Genomic DNA, 15,602 nt, shown 5'->3' on the forward strand with positions numbered 1-15,602 from the left:
GGATATGTTCGTTGGCCTGGCGGGCTGATACAGCGTGTTGAACCCCTCCCTGTAGGAGTCCGGCTTGCCGGCAATGGCCTGTTTGAGATGGCCATCGCCGGCAAGCCGGGCTCCTACAAGGTTTGCAGCGTGGCTTGTATTGCCTCGAAACCTGGCCGGGCGAGTACGTCGGGTTGGCAGCACTGCTCCCGCAAGCCTTCCAGCACCAGGCGTGCCGCCTCGCTCAACCCTTCGTCAACCCGCTCCAGTAATTCCCCCAGCAACACACCAAACGCGCGCACTTCAATGCGCTGCAACGCGCGAGTCTCCAGGGTGTCCGCCGTGGCATGGAACGACGCCGCGCCAAAGTCCCCGAGCAGGCAATCGCCCGCCGCATTCCACAGGATATTGTGGCCGTACAGGTCGCCATGGGTGATGCCGTGCCGGTGCAAGTGCGCGGCTACCGAGGCAATGCCGCGCGCCATGCGCAGCGCTACCTCGAGGCTGAAACGGGTGTCGGGTGCGTAGATGTCGCGGGTGCACGAGGCCAGGCTCGGCAGGGCGGCGAGGTTGCCGTAGCTCGGGTCGATCAGGTCCATCACCAGCGCGGCCTGGTCCTCGGGATGACCACTCACGCGGCCCTGCACCTTGATCAGGTTGGGGTGCAGCCCGGCAGCGATGCAGGCCTGCATTTCGTGCAGCGGCGAGCCATCGCTGGTGATCGTGCCCTTGTACAGCTTGACGGCGACGGGCAGCGCCTGCGGTTTCCACAGCGCCTTGCGAATCACCCCGGAGGCACCTTCGCCGAGCACTTCGGCCAGTTCCAGTTCGGTCCAGGGAATGGTCGGTGTGGTGTCATCCGCGGCTATCTCCACGGCCATTTCCACTGGGTTGCCGGCATAGGCCAGCCAGGTCAGGCTCGGCAGCGTCAGCAGCCATTCGGGCAGGCGCGTGATGCGGTTGGACGCGATGCGCAGCAGCTCGAGGTTGTGGCAGTTGGCCAGGCTTGGCGGCAGGGCGCTCAACCGGTTACCGGCCAGCATCAGTTTTTGCAGCAGCGGCCGCGCGCCCAGCTCATCGGGCAATTGGTCGATGCAGTTGTCGGTGAGGATCAACCAGCGCAACAACGGTGGCAACGCGGCGGCGGGCACGCGGCTAATGCGGTTGGCCTTGAAGCCGATCATGCTCAGCTTCGCGCACAGGCCAAGGCATTCCGGCAGGTCGGTAAAGGCGTTGTCCGAGCAGAACAGCACGCGCAGGTGCGGCAGGCGGTGCAGGTCGTCGGGCAAGCTGCTCAGGGCGTTGCCGCTGAGGTTGAGGATTTCCAGGGAGTCGGCCAGCGTGAAGATTTCCAGCGGGAATTCAGTCAGCCCGCAGGACAGGTCCAGGCGTGTAATACCGGCCAATTGGCCAGCCTTGAGTTGGGCGAGGGTATGCATGAACGGCGCGGTCACTCGGCAAAGGGACGTGGAGGGCGCTCATGATACCGGGTCGGGCAGGGCTTGCGGGTTGGCCTGCTGCAATTGGTTCAGGCGGCTGGCGGTGCGCGCAAGGTCGATGGCCTGGCCTGCCAGGCACTCGGCCAGCGGCCGTTCACCGATCAGGGTCAGGTGCTTGTCCTGGTCGTAGAGCACGTCCACCAGGTTGATGAAGCGCTGCTGCACGGCAATCGGGCAATCGCCCAGTAGGGGCAGGCCGTCGATGATCCAGTCGTCGAAGTCTTTGCACAGCAGCAGGTAGTCCATCACCGCCGTGGGCTGCTCGCACAGGTCGTTGAAGGTGAAGGCGACGGTGCGCCCCTGGTGCCAGCGCACCCGTAATTGCCGGGTGCCGACCGCCAGCGTGAGCGCCGGGCAATCCGCCGCCGGCACCCCGAACGCCGCACGCTGCGCCGGGCTGCCGGGCCAGATGAACGGCCCCTGGGTGAAGCGCTGCTGGCCGTGATTGTGTGGCAGGCCCCGGTAATCTTGGGGCGCGTTGACCTCCATGACGTCCATGCGCGCGCCGATCAGCTCGATCACCGGCTTGAAGCGCTGGTGATACAGCGGGTTGGGCAACAGCCCTTCGGGCGGGTAATTGGAGGTCACCAGCACCACCACGCCGCGCTCGAACAAGGCCTTGAACAGGCGGGTGATGAGCATCGCGTCGCCGATATCGTGGACATGGAACTCGTCGAAACACAGCACGCGGCAGCCTTCGAGCAATTCATCCAGGGTGACCGCAAGGGCGTCGGGCTGCTGGCGATGGCGGAACATGCCTTGATGCAGGCGGGCGAAAAAGTCGTGGAAGTGCACCCGCTGCTTCTGCGCCAGGGGCAGCGCCTGGAAGAACCCATCGAGCAACCAGCTTTTGCCGCGCCCCACGGCACCGTGCAAGTACAGGCTGCGCGGCGTGTGCTGCTGTTGCAGGGCATTGGCAATCTGCGCCATGCGCTCGATGACCTGCTGCTGGCTCGGGCTCAGGGTGTAGCCCTGGCGCCGGGCCTTGCGCTGGAAGTACGTGGACACGTCATCGGACGTGGCGGGAGCGGCGGCAGGCTTGCCGAACAGTCGGCGCAGGGCAGGGGGAAGGACAGCCAAGGGTGAGGGTTCCGTGGGGTGAATGGCGTTAGGGTGCAGCGCTCGCGCTAATTTAACCAATACAAAATGTGGCGGCCAGCGATCTCAAAAAGAGACCGGTCGCCGCGCGTCGGCTGAGCGCCGAAATCGATGCAGGCACATAGCCATCTCGGATATCCTTGGCGGCGTTTCCTACCTCGCGGTTTCCTCAAGGTCATTCATGTTCGTCATCCATCGCCTCTTGCTGGTCGTGGGCGCCTGCTGCCTGTGGGTCAACCCTGCGCAGGCGGTGGTCAGCAGCGGGCAGATCAGCGCGCAGTTGGTGATCACTGCCGGCTGTGAAGTCAGCCCGGGCAGCGCTGCGAGCCGCCCGCTCGTGCGCTGCAGCACTGCCTCCGACAGCCCCACCGAATTTACCGTCAGCACCGAGCAGGCCCCCCAGGAAGATGGCAGCCCGCGCACCTTGGTGACGCTGAACTGGTAACAAACGTACAACATTTTTGACAGTCGTATTTCTGACGCGACTGGCAGCTTTGCCCTCCACTGCTAACCTGATCCTGGTACGCCATTCCTCAAAAGGATTGAGGCCGTGAATGGATCTATGGTTTTGGCCATCGTAGGCACGCTGTGCAGCGCGCAAGCGTTGGCCACACAATTGCAGGTGGAGGTGCGCGTCAATGTGATGCGTGGCTGCCAGTTGGTCGGTCTGACGCGTGACGCGGGGATCGAGCAGCTCGGTGTGCTCGATTTCGGCAGCACCGCCCGTCTCGACAACCCCGCCGGCCCCTTGAGCGCTGCGCTGACCAGCACGCGCCAGCCACGCCTGGAATGCAACCCCGACACCCCTTATCAAGTGCGTATCGACGGCGGCCTGCATGGCGGCATCGGCGAGGTGCGCTACCTGGCCGGCGAGCGGCATGCCTCGCCGATTCCCTATCGTCTTTACCGCGATGCCGCCCGACGCGTGGCATTGCCAGTCAATGAGACAGTGAGCGGCACGGTGCCCGACAGTGGCTCGGTGGAGTTGCCGCTGTATGCGCGCATCGAACCCCTGGCCCAAATCCCAGCAGTGAGTCGCTATAGCGACGTGGTGAAGGTCACGGTGACCTGGTAAGCATTTTTGTGCAGTGACTGCCGGGTGGACTCGGCAGGTAAAGGAATGTCGCCCACGGTTGGGCGGCCAACTGGTTTTATCCTGATGGAAGTGGGATCGATATGAAGCACTTCACCTGTACCGCGCTGTTGCTCAGCCCGCTGTTGTTGGTTGCGGGGGATGCCGAGGCGGTCGTCACCGGCAGCATCCAGGCGCGGCTGGTGATCCTGCCGGCCTGCCAGGTGAGCGCCGGAGCCCAGGACCTGCCTGCCAACCTGGGCCAACTCGATTTCGGCAATCAGGGCCCGACCTGGACCCGCCCGCTCAACGCGAATGTCGAGGGCAATGGCGGGGCGCTGCAAGTCACCTGCAATGCCTCGGTGCGCGGCTTTACCGTGACCATCGACGGTGGCGTCAACGGTGACGGCACCACCCGGCGCCTGAGCAATGGCCGCCAGACCATTCCCTATCGACTCACGGCCGATGCCGCCGGGACGGACATCTATCGCATTGGCCAGCAACGCAATTTCGCCGTCAGCGCCGGCAGCCTGGGACCGATCCCGGTCTATGGCGCGGTGGTGGCGAATACCAGCGCACTTCCCGCCGGCACCTACCGCGACACCCTGACGGTCACGCTGGATTGGTAATTCAACAGAGGAAAAGCACCATGCAATCACTCGCTTTGCGTCTCGCTGTACCTGTTCTGGGCCTGGCCCTGGCCGCCGGTGCGCAGGCCGCCACCACCGTGACCGGGCAGATCAGCTCCAGCCTGATCCTGACCAGCAGTTGCCTGGTCAACGGCGGTGCGGGTACCACCAACCTGAACTTCGGTAGCCTGAACTTCGGCACCACCACCAGCCTGTTCACACAGACCGGCACACAACTGGTGGCAGCCGGCGGCGGCGCGGTGTCGATCCAATGTTCGTCCGGCACCACGCCCACGGTGACCATCCAGGGCGGCCTGCACGACGGCCAGTCCACCGGCGGCACCCGCGCGCTGTATGACGGCGTGGCCAACTTCGTGCCCTACGATCTCTACACCGACTCGGGCTTCAACAATCTCCTGGCGGCCAATGGCGTGATCAACCTGGCGGCCAGCACGGGCGCAGCGCAGACCATCAACCTGTGGGGCAAGGCGGTGGGTAAAGCCGGGCTGCCGGCGGGCACCTACACCGACACCATTGCCGTGCAATTGAGCTTCTGAGTGCGATGGCCGGGCATGGATGCGCCGCTGTGGTGCTGGCCTGTGCGTGCAGCGTGCCGCTGCCACTGGCGGCGGTCACCGGTACGAGTTTCCAGGTCAGCGCCAGCATCATTGCCGGCTGCCTGGTGGTAGGCGGTGGCAGCAATTACGGCAACCTCACGTACGGCAGCTATTCGGCGTTGTCCACCAGCACGGTGTCGACTGCGCTGGCCAGCAGCGTGCAGTTGCAATGCACGCCCGGCGTGACCCTGGCCATGAGCGTGGACGGTGGGCAGAACAACAGCAGTGGCCGGCACCTCAAGCTCAACAGCGGCACGGCGCAGGTGGCCTATCAGCTCTACCGCGATGCGGGGTTCAGCCAGGCGCTGGGGATCAGCCAGAGCGTGAATGTGGCCTACAGCAATGCGAACAACATCACGCTGCCGATCTACGGCCGGGTGGTGCTGCCGGGGAATCAGCCGGCGGGGACCTACAGCGATGTGGTGCAGGTCCAGTTGACCTTCTAGGGACATGCGAATTGAAGTGGTTTTCAATCTAAGGAGCAGAGCTTGCCTATGTGTTTACCCCCGTCCCTGCGTCAAGGGCTGCTGGCCATGGCCCTGCTGGGCGCAAGCCAGGCGCAGGCTGCCAGCTCGGTGCTGATCTGGCCCATCGACCCGGTGCTGGAGGCTGACCAACAGGCCAGTGCACTATGGTTGGAAAACCGTGGTACTGAAACCGCCAACCTGCAGGTCCGCGTGTTTGCCTGGCGCCAGAACGGCTTCGATGATCAGTACCAGAACCAGCGTGATGTGATCGGCAGCCCGCCGGTGGCCCGTATCGAACCGGGACAGAAGCAACTGGTGCGCCTGACCCGTACCAAGGACGTGCCACCGGGCCAGGAGTTGGCGTATCGCATCATCATCGATGAGATCCCCGCACCCCGGCAGCCGGGCGCCGAGGATGGCAAGACGGCCGCGTCGATCCAGTTCCAGATGCGTTACTCGGTGCCGCTGTTCGCCTACGGCGCGGGGCTGTGGAGCAAGGAAGACCTGACGCGCCAGCGCGACCCCAAGGGCGCCGGCGTGCCGGACCTGACCTGGCGCAAAGTGGCCGAGGGCGGACGCTCCTACATCGAGATCCGCAACCGGGGCGCGGTACATGCACGGCTGACGGATGTGGCCGTGAAGCAAGGTGGCCAGAACCGGCCGGTGACCGAGGGCCTGATGGGCTACGTGTTGCCGGGCGCAACCATGCGCTGGCCAGTGCCGGAACCCTTGGCCAGTGGCCAGGAGTTACTGCTTAAAGTCAACGGTGCGCCGACGGTACAGAGCGTCAAGCCCGGCCCGTAAAAGACAGGGAGTGAGCTGAGTGTCGGCTCGTTGTATCCAAACAGTGCGATGGATCGCCATGGGGTGTTGCTGTCTGGTGTTTATCCCGCGGGTCGATGCCGGTGAGCTGCCGCCACCGCCCACCAGCCTGGAGGCCATGCCCGATGCCCAGTTGTACCTGCAATTGCTGGTCAACCAGATGGACACCGGCAAGGTCATCGTGGTCGAGCAGCGGGCGGGGCAGCTGTACATGCCCGCCGCTGACCTGCAGGCGATCGGCATGAAATTGCCCGCCTCGGTGTCCGCCGAAGTGGCCCTGGACCAGTTGCCGGGGCTGCACAGCGAATACGACAGCCAGGGCCAGCGCCTGCTCTTGAGCGTGCCGCCGGACTGGCTGCCGGCGCAGTTCCTCGGCAACCGCAAGGCGTACCCGCGCACCGAGGCGATGACCAGCTTCGGCGCGATGCTCAACTATGACCTCTACCTGAACGACACCGATGAGGCCGGCACCTACCTCGCCGCCTGGAACGAAGTGCGGGTGTTCGACACCTGGGGCACCGTCTCCAACACCGGGCAATACCGCCGCAGTTTCGGCGCGAACGCCGGCAATGGGCTGGACAACGGCTACCTGCGCTATGACACCACCTGGCGCTATTCGGACGATGAAAGCCTATTGACCTACGAGGCCGGCGACCTGGTCAGCGGCGCCTTGCCGTGGAGCAATTCGGTGCGCCTGGGCGGTGTGCAGCTGTCGCGCGATTTCGGCGTGCGCCCGGACCTGGTGACCTACCCCTTGCCGCAGTTCGCCGGCGAGGCGGCGGTGCCGTCTTCGGTGGACCTGTTTATCAATGGCTTCAAGTCGTCCAGCGACAACGTGCAGCCGGGGCCCTACACCCTGACCAATATCCCGTTCATCAACGGTGCGGGCGAGGCGGTGGTGGTGACCACCGACGCCCTTGGCCGGCAGGTGTCCACCACGGTGCCGTTCTATGTCACCAGCAGCCTGCTGCAAAAGGGCCTGTCGGATTTCTCGGTGGCTGCCGGTACCCTGCGCCGCGACTACGCGCAGCAGGATTTTCGCTATGGCCAGGGTGTCACCTCCGGCAGCCTGCGGTATGGCGTCAGCGATGTGTTCACCCTGGAAAGCCACGCCGAAGCTTCCAATGACCTGACCCTGGGCGGCGTTGGCGGCAACGTGCGGCTCGGCTCGTTTGGCGTGCTCAACAGTGCGGTCAGCCAGAGCCGTTTCGACGGGCGCGAGGGCCAGCAAGTCAGCCTCGGCTATCAATACAGCAGCCAGCGCTACAGCCTCTCGTACCAACGGCTGGAACGGCATGCGCAGTATGCCGACCTCACCGTGATCGACTCGCCCTACATCAGTTTGAGCAAGCGCAGCGAGCAGGTCACTGCCAGCCTCAACCTCGACAGCTGGGGCAGCCTGGGCGCTGGTTATTTTGATATCCGCGCCGCCGATGATTCGCGCACGCGCTTGCTCAACCTGACCTGGAACCGCCCGCTGTGGGGCAACAGCAGCTTTTACTTGTCGGCCAACCGCGAGATCGGCGACAGCAACTGGGCGGTGCAGGCCCAAGTCGTGATCCCGTTCGACCTCGATGGCAGCCTGAGCATGAGCATGGAGCGCAGCACCTCCGGCGAGAATCGCCAGCGGGTCAATTTCAGTCGTGCGGTGCCGGGCCCCGGCGGCGTGGGGTACAACCTCGGCTACGCACATGGCCAGGGCCCGGATTACCGCCAGGCCGATCTGACCTGGCGCCTGCAGTCGGTGCAATTGCAGGCCGGCGTCTACGGCAGCAGCGACGCCGAAACTCGCTGGGCCGACGCCAGCGGCTCGCTGGTGTGGATGGACAAGCATGTGTTTGCGGCCAACCGGATCAACGATGCCTTTGTGGTGGTGAGTACCGACGGCTACGCCAAGGTCCCGGTGCGTTATGAAAACCAACTGGTCGGCGAAACCGACCAGAGCGGCCGCCTGCTGGTGCCGTGGAGCAGCGGTTATTACCGCGGCAAATATGAAATCGACCCGCTGAACTTGCCGGCCAATGTGCTGAGCCCATCGGTGGAACAACGGGTGGCGGTGCGCCGCGGCAGCGGCTATCTGCTGGAGTTTCCGCTGACCCGGATCAACGCCGCCAGCATTGAACTGGTGGATGAACACAATACGCCGTTGCCGCTGGGCGCGACTGTGCTGCATGAGCAGAGCGGCGTGGCGGCGGTGGTGGGCTGGGATGGCCTGGTGTACCTCGACCGGTTGGCGGCGCAGAACACCTTGCGCGTGACCCTGGGCGGCGGCGCCAGTTGCCAGGTGCAGTTTGCCCTGCCGGAATCCAGCGAGCAGGTGCCGATGATCGGGCCATTGGTTTGTCGATAGACACAGGAGGTGTCGGGTGAAAGTGCGGGGTGTGGTAGCGGGGTTGGTGTTGAGCGGGTTGGCGTCCCAGGTTCAGGCGTTGTGTTCGGTGGTGGCGACCAATGCGGCCGGGTTCGGCCCGGTGAGTTCGATCCTGGTGCGCACCACCACGCAATCCACTTCGACTACCAACGGCGGGTTGCGCTGTACCGGTTCGCTGTTGTCGCTGCTCACCACCAATGACCACTTCTACGCCACCGTCACGTCCTCAACGGCCGGCATGGTCGGCCCCACCGGCGATGTGATCGGCTACAACCTGTACGCGACCAACAATACCGGTGCTGCGTATCTGATCACCCGTGGTGTCCAGTATGACTTCGCGCGCAACGGCATCATTGACCTGCTCGGCTTGTTGGGGGGCTCTACGCCCAAGACGGTGCCGCTGTACCTGGGGACGATTACCGGCAGTAACGTTGCGGCGGGGATCTATACCGAAACCCTGAGCATCTTCTGGGATTGGAGCTACTGCTCTGGCATTGGCGCGCTGGGCATCTGCCTCGGGCGCGATACCAATTCGGGGACGACCACCTTGACGGTGAACATGACCGTCACCAACGACTGCACGATCACCGCGCCGAATATCAGCTTCGGTGGCGCGCCGGTGGTGAGTGCCTTCGGCACGGTCAACCAGACCATCAACATTTCCTGCACCAAGGGCAGCGCCTACACGGTGGGGCTCGACCCGGGCCAGAACGCCAATGCCGGACGGCGGCGGATGGTTTCAGGGGCCAATTATCTTTCCTACGACATCTTCCAGAGTGCCGGCACCACCGTGTGGGGCAGTGTCGGCGCCGCCCGCCGCGCGAGTACCAGCGCCGAGGTCAACCCCGGCAAGGGCATGGGCAGCAACGGTGCCCAGGTGTTCAACTACAACGCCAGGATCTACACCGACCAGGCGACACCTCCGGCCGGCACCTATACGGATAACGTGATCCTCGACGTCGGCTTCTAGAACTTCAGCATCGGCGGCGCGGGCTGGTCCGCCGGGCTGACCATTGCGTAGTTATAGCCGGCGCCGGACCAGTACTGCGCCTGCAGCCCATCCGCGCTGCGGCTGCCACGCGGCAAGAAACCGTTTTCCGGACCCGGTGGGCGAATATAAAAACTGATACGCCGGCCTTGCGCGTCCTGGTACAGCACCATGGCCGCCGCGCCTTGCTCGGTAGTAAGCAGGCGCCCGCTGACGGGGGTGAAGCCTGCGGCGCTCAAGTCGGGCAGGCGGTGGGCCTGGTTGAAGTAGCGGTCCAGCCAGGCCTGCATGTTGCCGCCGTCCTGGACGTTATAGTCGGCGGGCATGATGCCGTCCTGGGCAAACAGACGGAACGCCTGCATCGCATCGGCCATCGGCAGCAACGGCGGCTGGGTGGCTTCGCGCGCCTGCCAGCCGCCGACCCCGCCGAGGCTGACGGCCACCAGCAGCACCGCCGCCGTGGCCCAATGGCGGCGCGAGCGCTGCTGGATGCGCTGGCGGATCAGCGCGGGGTCCAGGTCAGGGTTGGCCGGCTGTTGCAGGGCCCCGCCGAGGGACGCGCGCAGCAATTGCGCATCCTGTTGCCAGGCGTGGACCTGGGCCGCGACGTCGGGGTGGGCCGCCAGCCAGGTTTCAAGGATACGGCGATCGCTCTCCAGGAGCTGGTGATCGACGTAGGCGTGCAAATCGCGTTCGCTGGGGGGCAGGCTGATCATTTGAGTCTCCGCAGGGAAGGGCTGGCTATTTCACCATCGCTGAGTTGGCGCAGGGCCTGGCGCGCGCGGGACAGGCGCGACATCACCGTGCCGACTGGCACCTCGAGAATCTCGGCGACCTCCTTGTAGCTCAAGCCCTCCACCGACACCCACAACAGCAGGGCGCGCTGTTCGGTGTTGAGTTGATCGAAGGCTTGCAGGGTCGATTGGGCAATGACCGTGCGCTCCACCGACGGCTGCGCATCATCCCGACCGGTAAAGAACTCCAGCATGCGGGCGTAACGCCGGGTGCGCCGATGCGCATCGAGAAACTGCCGATAGAGGATCGAAAACAGCCACGCGCGCACGTCGCCTTCGAGGCGCTTGTCGGCCCAGCGGGTGATCGCCCGTTCCAGGGTCGACTGCACCAGGTCGTCGGCGCTGCTGGCGTTACGGGTCAGGGACACGGCAAAACGCCGCAACCTGGGGATGAGTTCACGTAACTGTTCGTCGAGTGCATGCATGGGAATGGGAGTCTAGCCGGTTGTGCTGAGGTAGACGCCGGCCGCTGTAGGTTATTCCATCCGCGCGCGAAAGAATCTTGCGCTATGTGGTTTATACGTTTCGGTATTGTTCGTAGGCCTGTAATCGCGGGCACTGCCCTCTCTCCACCCTTGTATCTGTCGGCACTCAGTCGGCAGTTAACCGCAGAGGGTGTGTCCATGACGTTTTCACCACAGGATAAATCGCAATTTTGCCGACAGGCGCTTGCGCACTGGCCTGTCGCGCAGCAGGACCTGTTTGAACGCTGGGCGCGCGGCCCGTCGGCCCCACCGGGACATGGCTGTGTGCACCACGCTATCGAAAGGCAGGCGGCGCTGGTGCCCGACGCCACGGCCGCCGTGTGCCAGGGGCAGCGCATCAGCTACGCGCAACTTGACCGGCAGGCCAATCGGTTGGCCATGCGTTTGATCGAGCAGGGGGTGAAACGCGGTGACACGGTGGCGCTGTTTGTCGAGCGCTCGATCCCGATGCTGGTAGGGTTGCTGGCGGTGATGAAGGTCGGCGCGGCGTATGTGCCGCAAGACGCCAGGATCGTGCCGCCGATGCAATTGGCGATGGTCCTTGAGGCGTTGTCCAGCCGGCTGATCCTGACCTTGTCGCCACTGCTGGAGCGCCTGCCCGAGACGCACGCGTCGCAGTGCCTGTGCCTCGATGAGTTCCTGGCCGAAGTCCCCTGGATCGCCCAGGACAATCAGCCGGTGTGCGCTGCCGTCGACCCTGACGACCTGTGTTTTGTGCTGTTTACCTCGGGCACCACCGGGCGCCCCAACGGCGTCCGTGTCAGCCATCGCAATCTGTGCAACATTTTGCTCACCGAGCCCGGGCGGATGGGCATGGCGCCGGGGCGCACGGTGGGGCAGATCCTCAATATCGGCTTTGACATGGCTGCCTGGGAAATCCTCGGCTGCCTGGCCCATGGCGCGACGCTGATGATTCGCGGCAAGCACATCGCGCCAACGGCGGCGCAGTGTGACGTGCTGATCGCAACGCCGTCGATATTGGCCACCCTCGAGCCTCGGCAGTGCCCTCTCCTGAAGGTGGTTGCGGTGGCAGGCGAGCCTTGCCCGCAAGGCCTGGCCGATCACTGGGCGGGCCACTGCGACTTCTACAACGGCTGTGGACCCACCGAAACCACCATCGTCAATACGCTGCACCGGCATGTGCCCGGCACGTTGCTGACCATTGGCCAGCCCACGCCCAATAACACGGTGTATGTCCTTGACGCTCAGGGTCAGGCCTGTGCACTGGGCGAGATCGGTGAAATGTGGGCCGGCGGTGCCGGTGTCACAGCAGGCTACCTCGGCAATCCAGAGCTGACCGCGCAGCGCTATCGGCCGGACCCTTTTATCGGTGCCGGCGCGCTGATGTTCCGCACCCGCGACCTTGGCCGCTGGACCCGCGACGGACAGCTCGAACACCTCGGGCGGGTGGATGACCAGGTCAAGGTGCGTGGGTTTCGCGTGGAGCTGGACGCGGTGTCCGCCACGCTGGAAGCCCGCACAGACTGCACGCGGGCGGTCACGCTGAAACTCGATGACCGCCATCTGGTGGCATTCGTGTCACCGGCCGGCGTCGATATCGATGCCTGCCGCCGGCACTGCGAGCAGCGCCTGGCCTATTACTGCGTGCCGTCGCGGATCTACGCGCTGGATCAGTTGCCGCTGACGAGCCGCGGCAAGGTGGATAAGGCGCTGCTGCTGCAATGGGCGCGTCAACGCCAGGCCGTGAAGGAGACCGGTGATGCTTGATGCCCTGACCCAGGTCGTTGTGACGCCCAAGGCGCGGTTATGGCGAAGGCTCGCCGCGCAGCCATTGTTTTCCTATTACCACCGCCTGTTTGCCCTGGTGATGCTCACCAATGCCCTTGTTGTCTGGCTAGGGCCTGGCGTGCAGGCCATGGGCGTGGACACGCTGTCGAGCATGGTCTTGATCAACCTCTCGCTGGCTACGCTGATCCGTCAGCAGTACGTGATCAATGCGCTGTTCTGGTGGGTGACGCGGGTGCCGACCCGCTGGCCGCTGTGGCTGCGTCGGCGTGTGGCGAAGGTTTACCACGTGGGTGGGCTGCACAGTGGCGCCGCGGTGGCGGCGACGGGCTGGTTCGCTGCCTTGTTCGGGGTGCAGGTCTTGCAGCAGTTGCGCGAGCCGGGCAGCGTGTCGGCCGTCTGGTTGTGGCTGAGCGCTGTGCTGATGACCTTGCTGCTAGTGATGGTTGCCATGGCGCTACCGTGGGTGCGAGGGCGCTTCCACAATGGCTTCGAACGTGTGCACCGCTTTGCCGGCTGGAGTGCATTGCTGCTGTTCTGGGGACTGGCGTGGCAGGCCTCCACCGAACAGCAGGCCAGTGGCACGTTCTGGATGCTGGGGCTACTGAGCCTGAGCATTGCCCTGCCATGGCTGCGCCTGCGCAGAGTACCGGTCGACAGTCTGCGGCCATCCCGGCATGTGGCCATCGTGCGCTTCACCCACACCACGCCGTTTACCGGCTCCTCCACCAGCATCAGCCTGAACCCGCTGTTGGAATGGCATTCGTTCGCCAATATTCCTGCGCCGGGCGAGCTCGGGTTTCGGCTGATCATTTCACGGGCAGGGGATTGGACGGGCCGGTTCATCGAGCACTTGCCGTCGCATGTGTGGGTCAAGGGAATCACCACGGCCGGCGTGGCGAATGTCGAGACGCTGTTCAAATCGGTGCTGTACGTCGCCACCGGCAGCGGCATCGGCCCGGTGCTCCCGCATTTGCTGGCGGGCAACGTGCCTGTGCGGTTGCTCTGGTCGGCACGCAGCCCGCGACAGACCTACGGTGATGCACTGGTCGACGAAATCCTGCGGGCCGAGCCCGACGCGTTGATTTGGGACACCGATGCACGCGGTCAACCGGACCTTGTGCAACTGGCCTGCGCCGCGGTGCACACCTATGACGTGGAGGCGGTGATTTGCATCGCCAACCAGCACCTGACCCGTCGCGTGGTGCAGGCGCTGGAAGCCAGGGGCATCCCAGCCTATGGCGCGATCTGGGATTCCTGACTCCCCGCGCGGTACCCCGGCAGTGCATCTGCTTTGAAAAAAACTACAGTGAACAGGGAATAAACCTACATGGGATTCGTCTCATAGCACTTTTCCCCTGCGGCCATGTGCCCTGGAGCTTTTCATGGTAGATCACTCATCACCGCCGAAACCGCCACTCAGCCGCGCCAGCCTGGTTCTCAGGCTGGCGTGTATTGGTGGCGTGGTGGCGGTTATGGCCGGGGCATTTGCCTACGTCAATGGCACCCTCGACCCACAGCGCCTGCGGCCGAAAACCCTGGTCAATGCCCTCGAAACCAACAACGGCGTGCACCCCGGATTCCGGCGTAACCACGCCAAGGGCATCTGCGTGGCGGGCTACTTCGAAAGCAGCGCCGAGGCCCGTGCCTATTCCAGCGCCCAGGTGTTCAACGCGGACAAGACCCCGGTGGTCGGCCGCTTCGCCTTGCCCAGCGGCAACCCGTATGCGCCGGACAGCAGCGTGCCGATCCGCAGTTTCGCCGTGCAGTTCAGCCAGGCCAACGGCCAGCAATGGCGCACCGGGATGAACAGCATGCCGGTGTTCCCGGTAGGCACGCCCGAGGCGTTCTACCAGATGCTCAAGGCGGGCGCGCCCGACCCGGCCACCGGCAAGCCGAACCCGGCGAGCATGCCGGCGTTTTTCGCCGCGCATCCGGAGACGGCGGCGTTCCTGGCGTGGGTCAAGACGGCCAAGCCTTCGGCCAGCTATGCCACCGAAACCTACAACGGCATCAATGCGTTTTATCTGGTAAGCGCGCAGGGCAAGCGCCAGGCGGTGCGTTGGGGCGTGGTGCCGCAGAGCCAGGATGCGCCGGGGGATAGCGCGCCGGCAGGTAACGATTTCCTCGAGAAAGACCTGGTGCAACGCCTGGCTGCCGGGCCGTTGCGCTGGCAGTTGAACATGACGCTGGCCAACCCCGGCGACCCGCTGGACGATGCCAGCAAAACCTGGACCGGCGAACATACCGTGCTGAATGCCGGCACCCTGGTGTTGCAGAGCAGCCAGCCGCAGGCGGACGGCGATTGCCGTGACATCAACTTTGATCCGTTGGTATTGCCCAGCGGCATTGAAGCCTCCAACGACCCATTACTGGCCGCCCGGTCGGCGGCGTACGCCAGCTCGTACCTGCGCCGCGCTGGTGAAGTCAGCCCGCTGCACAGTGCCCCTCAGGAGTCGAAGCCATGAATGCCCAACCACGGTTTTTCGCGCCCCTGGCGCGCCTGCTGCACTGGCTGATGGCGCTGATGGTGATCGCCATGCTGTTTATCGGCGCGGGTATGGTGGCCTCGGTTTCAGAGCGGCATGAGTGGCTGATTCACCTGCACAAGCCGCTGGGTATCGCGATCCTGGCATTGGTGATCGTGCGGCTGGTGGTGCGCTTTTCCACGCGTCAACCGCCATTGCCCGCCGACTTGCCGCTGTGGCAGGTGCTGGCGGCCAAAGCCTCTCACGTGGTGTTGTATGCGTTGATGCTGGTGTTGCCGCTGCTGGGCTGGGCGATGATTTCGGCGGCTGGCGATCCGGTGATGCTCGGCAGCGCCGTGCAATTGCCAGCACTGGTCGGCGCGAACGCGCCGCTGTTTGCGCTGTTGCGCAAGGCTCACGGTTTTCTGGCTTATCTGCTGTTCCTGACGGTGCTGTTGCACCTGGCGGCAGCGTTGTTCCATGGGCTGATTCGGCGTGACGGTGTGCTGCAAAGCATGACCGGCACCCGGGACTGATGCCGTGGCTTGCCGGCGATGCGTGCTGAAC

Annotated in this window: 16 protein-coding genes; 12 read left to right on the forward strand and 4 right to left on the reverse strand. The window is 64.6% G+C overall.

The genetic code is table 11. The features are described from left to right. Positions 1-113 precede the first annotated feature (113 nt). Entirely contained in the window at positions 114-1,418 is a 1,305-nt protein-coding gene (locus QMX97_RS28270) for a protein kinase (protein WP_282397992.1), read from the reverse strand. 39 nt (positions 1,419-1,457) lie between these two features. Next, the gene (gene zapE, locus QMX97_RS28275; RefSeq protein WP_282397993.1) at positions 1,458-2,558 is read right to left on the reverse strand and encodes a cell division protein ZapE; all 1,101 of its coding nucleotides are present in this window, start codon (positions 2,556-2,558) and stop codon (positions 1,458-1,460) included. A 199-nt stretch (positions 2,559-2,757) separates the two neighbouring features. Between zapE and QMX97_RS28280 the strand changes: the two genes are divergently transcribed. The 8 genes from QMX97_RS28280 (at position 2,758) to QMX97_RS28315 (ending at position 9,524) form a co-directional block, all read left to right on the forward strand. Continuing rightward, positions 2,758-3,021: a hypothetical protein gene (locus QMX97_RS28280; protein ID WP_201145249.1), complete on the forward strand. Its 264-nt coding sequence runs from the start codon at positions 2,758-2,760 to the stop codon at positions 3,019-3,021. Between the two features lie 117 nt (positions 3,022-3,138). Continuing rightward, a complete protein-coding gene (locus QMX97_RS28285) occupies positions 3,139-3,651 on the forward strand; it encodes a spore coat U domain-containing protein (protein ID WP_106803364.1) in 513 nt (170 codons plus the stop codon). Between the two features lie 101 nt (positions 3,652-3,752). After that, the gene (locus QMX97_RS28290; protein WP_065901122.1) at positions 3,753-4,277 is read left to right on the forward strand and encodes a spore coat U domain-containing protein; all 525 of its coding nucleotides are present in this window, start codon (positions 3,753-3,755) and stop codon (positions 4,275-4,277) included. Positions 4,278-4,297: 20 nt separating this feature from the next. Continuing rightward, positions 4,298-4,834 carry a spore coat protein U domain-containing protein gene (locus tag QMX97_RS28295; RefSeq protein ID WP_065901120.1) on the forward strand — a complete coding sequence of 179 codons (537 nt, stop codon included), beginning with the start codon at positions 4,298-4,300 and terminating at the stop codon, positions 4,832-4,834. Positions 4,835-4,839: 5 nt separating this feature from the next. Beyond that, the gene (locus QMX97_RS28300; RefSeq protein ID WP_282397994.1) at positions 4,840-5,340 is read left to right on the forward strand and encodes a spore coat U domain-containing protein; all 501 of its coding nucleotides are present in this window, start codon (positions 4,840-4,842) and stop codon (positions 5,338-5,340) included. 48 nt (positions 5,341-5,388) lie between these two features. Then, on the forward strand, positions 5,389-6,165 hold the full coding sequence (locus tag QMX97_RS28305) for a molecular chaperone (protein WP_282397995.1): 777 nt from the start codon (positions 5,389-5,391) through the stop codon (positions 6,163-6,165). 58 nt (positions 6,166-6,223) lie between these two features. After that, positions 6,224-8,533 carry a fimbria/pilus outer membrane usher protein gene (locus tag QMX97_RS28310; protein WP_065901110.1) on the forward strand — a complete coding sequence of 770 codons (2,310 nt, stop codon included), beginning with the start codon at positions 6,224-6,226 and terminating at the stop codon, positions 8,531-8,533. Between the two features lie 16 nt (positions 8,534-8,549). Further along, the gene (locus QMX97_RS28315) at positions 8,550-9,524 is read left to right on the forward strand and encodes a spore coat U domain-containing protein (RefSeq protein ID WP_282397996.1); all 975 of its coding nucleotides are present in this window, start codon (positions 8,550-8,552) and stop codon (positions 9,522-9,524) included. Here the strand turns inward: QMX97_RS28315 and QMX97_RS28320 are convergent. Together QMX97_RS28320 and QMX97_RS28325 are read right to left on the reverse strand one after the other, a co-directional pair. Further along, positions 9,521-10,258 carry an anti-sigma factor gene (locus tag QMX97_RS28320; protein ID WP_282397997.1) on the reverse strand — a complete coding sequence of 246 codons (738 nt, stop codon included), beginning with the start codon at positions 10,256-10,258 and terminating at the stop codon, positions 9,521-9,523. The two genes, QMX97_RS28315 and QMX97_RS28320, sit on opposite strands and share 4 nt — an antisense overlap. Beyond that, positions 10,255-10,761, reverse strand: a complete 507-nt coding sequence (locus QMX97_RS28325; protein ID WP_065901106.1) for a sigma-70 family RNA polymerase sigma factor — start codon at positions 10,759-10,761, stop codon at positions 10,255-10,257. Before QMX97_RS28325 ends, QMX97_RS28320 begins: the two co-directional genes overlap by 4 nt. A 198-nt stretch (positions 10,762-10,959) precedes the next feature. Between QMX97_RS28325 and QMX97_RS28330 the strand changes: the two genes are divergently transcribed. From QMX97_RS28330 to QMX97_RS28345, 4 genes are all read left to right on the forward strand, one after another. Next, positions 10,960-12,549 (forward strand): amino acid adenylation domain-containing protein, encoded by a 1,590-nt coding sequence (locus QMX97_RS28330; RefSeq protein WP_282397998.1) that lies wholly within the window; start codon positions 10,960-10,962, stop codon positions 12,547-12,549. Next, complete coding sequence (locus QMX97_RS28335; protein WP_065901101.1) at positions 12,542-13,828, forward strand: hypothetical protein; 1,287 nt, start codon at positions 12,542-12,544, stop codon at positions 13,826-13,828. Before QMX97_RS28330 ends, QMX97_RS28335 begins: the two co-directional genes overlap by 8 nt. A 124-nt stretch (positions 13,829-13,952) precedes the next feature. Next, on the forward strand, positions 13,953-15,035 hold the full coding sequence (locus QMX97_RS28340) for a catalase family peroxidase (protein WP_120449015.1): 1,083 nt from the start codon (positions 13,953-13,955) through the stop codon (positions 15,033-15,035). After that, entirely contained in the window at positions 15,032-15,571 is a 540-nt protein-coding gene (locus QMX97_RS28345) for a cytochrome b (RefSeq protein WP_262134209.1), read from the forward strand. The genes QMX97_RS28340 and QMX97_RS28345 overlap by 4 nt, the downstream gene beginning before the upstream one ends. Positions 15,572-15,602: the final 31 nt, after the last annotated feature.

This window comes from Pseudomonas sp. PS01298 (assembly GCF_029959745.1).
GTDB classification, from domain to species: domain Bacteria; phylum Pseudomonadota; class Gammaproteobacteria; order Pseudomonadales; family Pseudomonadaceae; genus Aquipseudomonas; species Aquipseudomonas aylmerensis.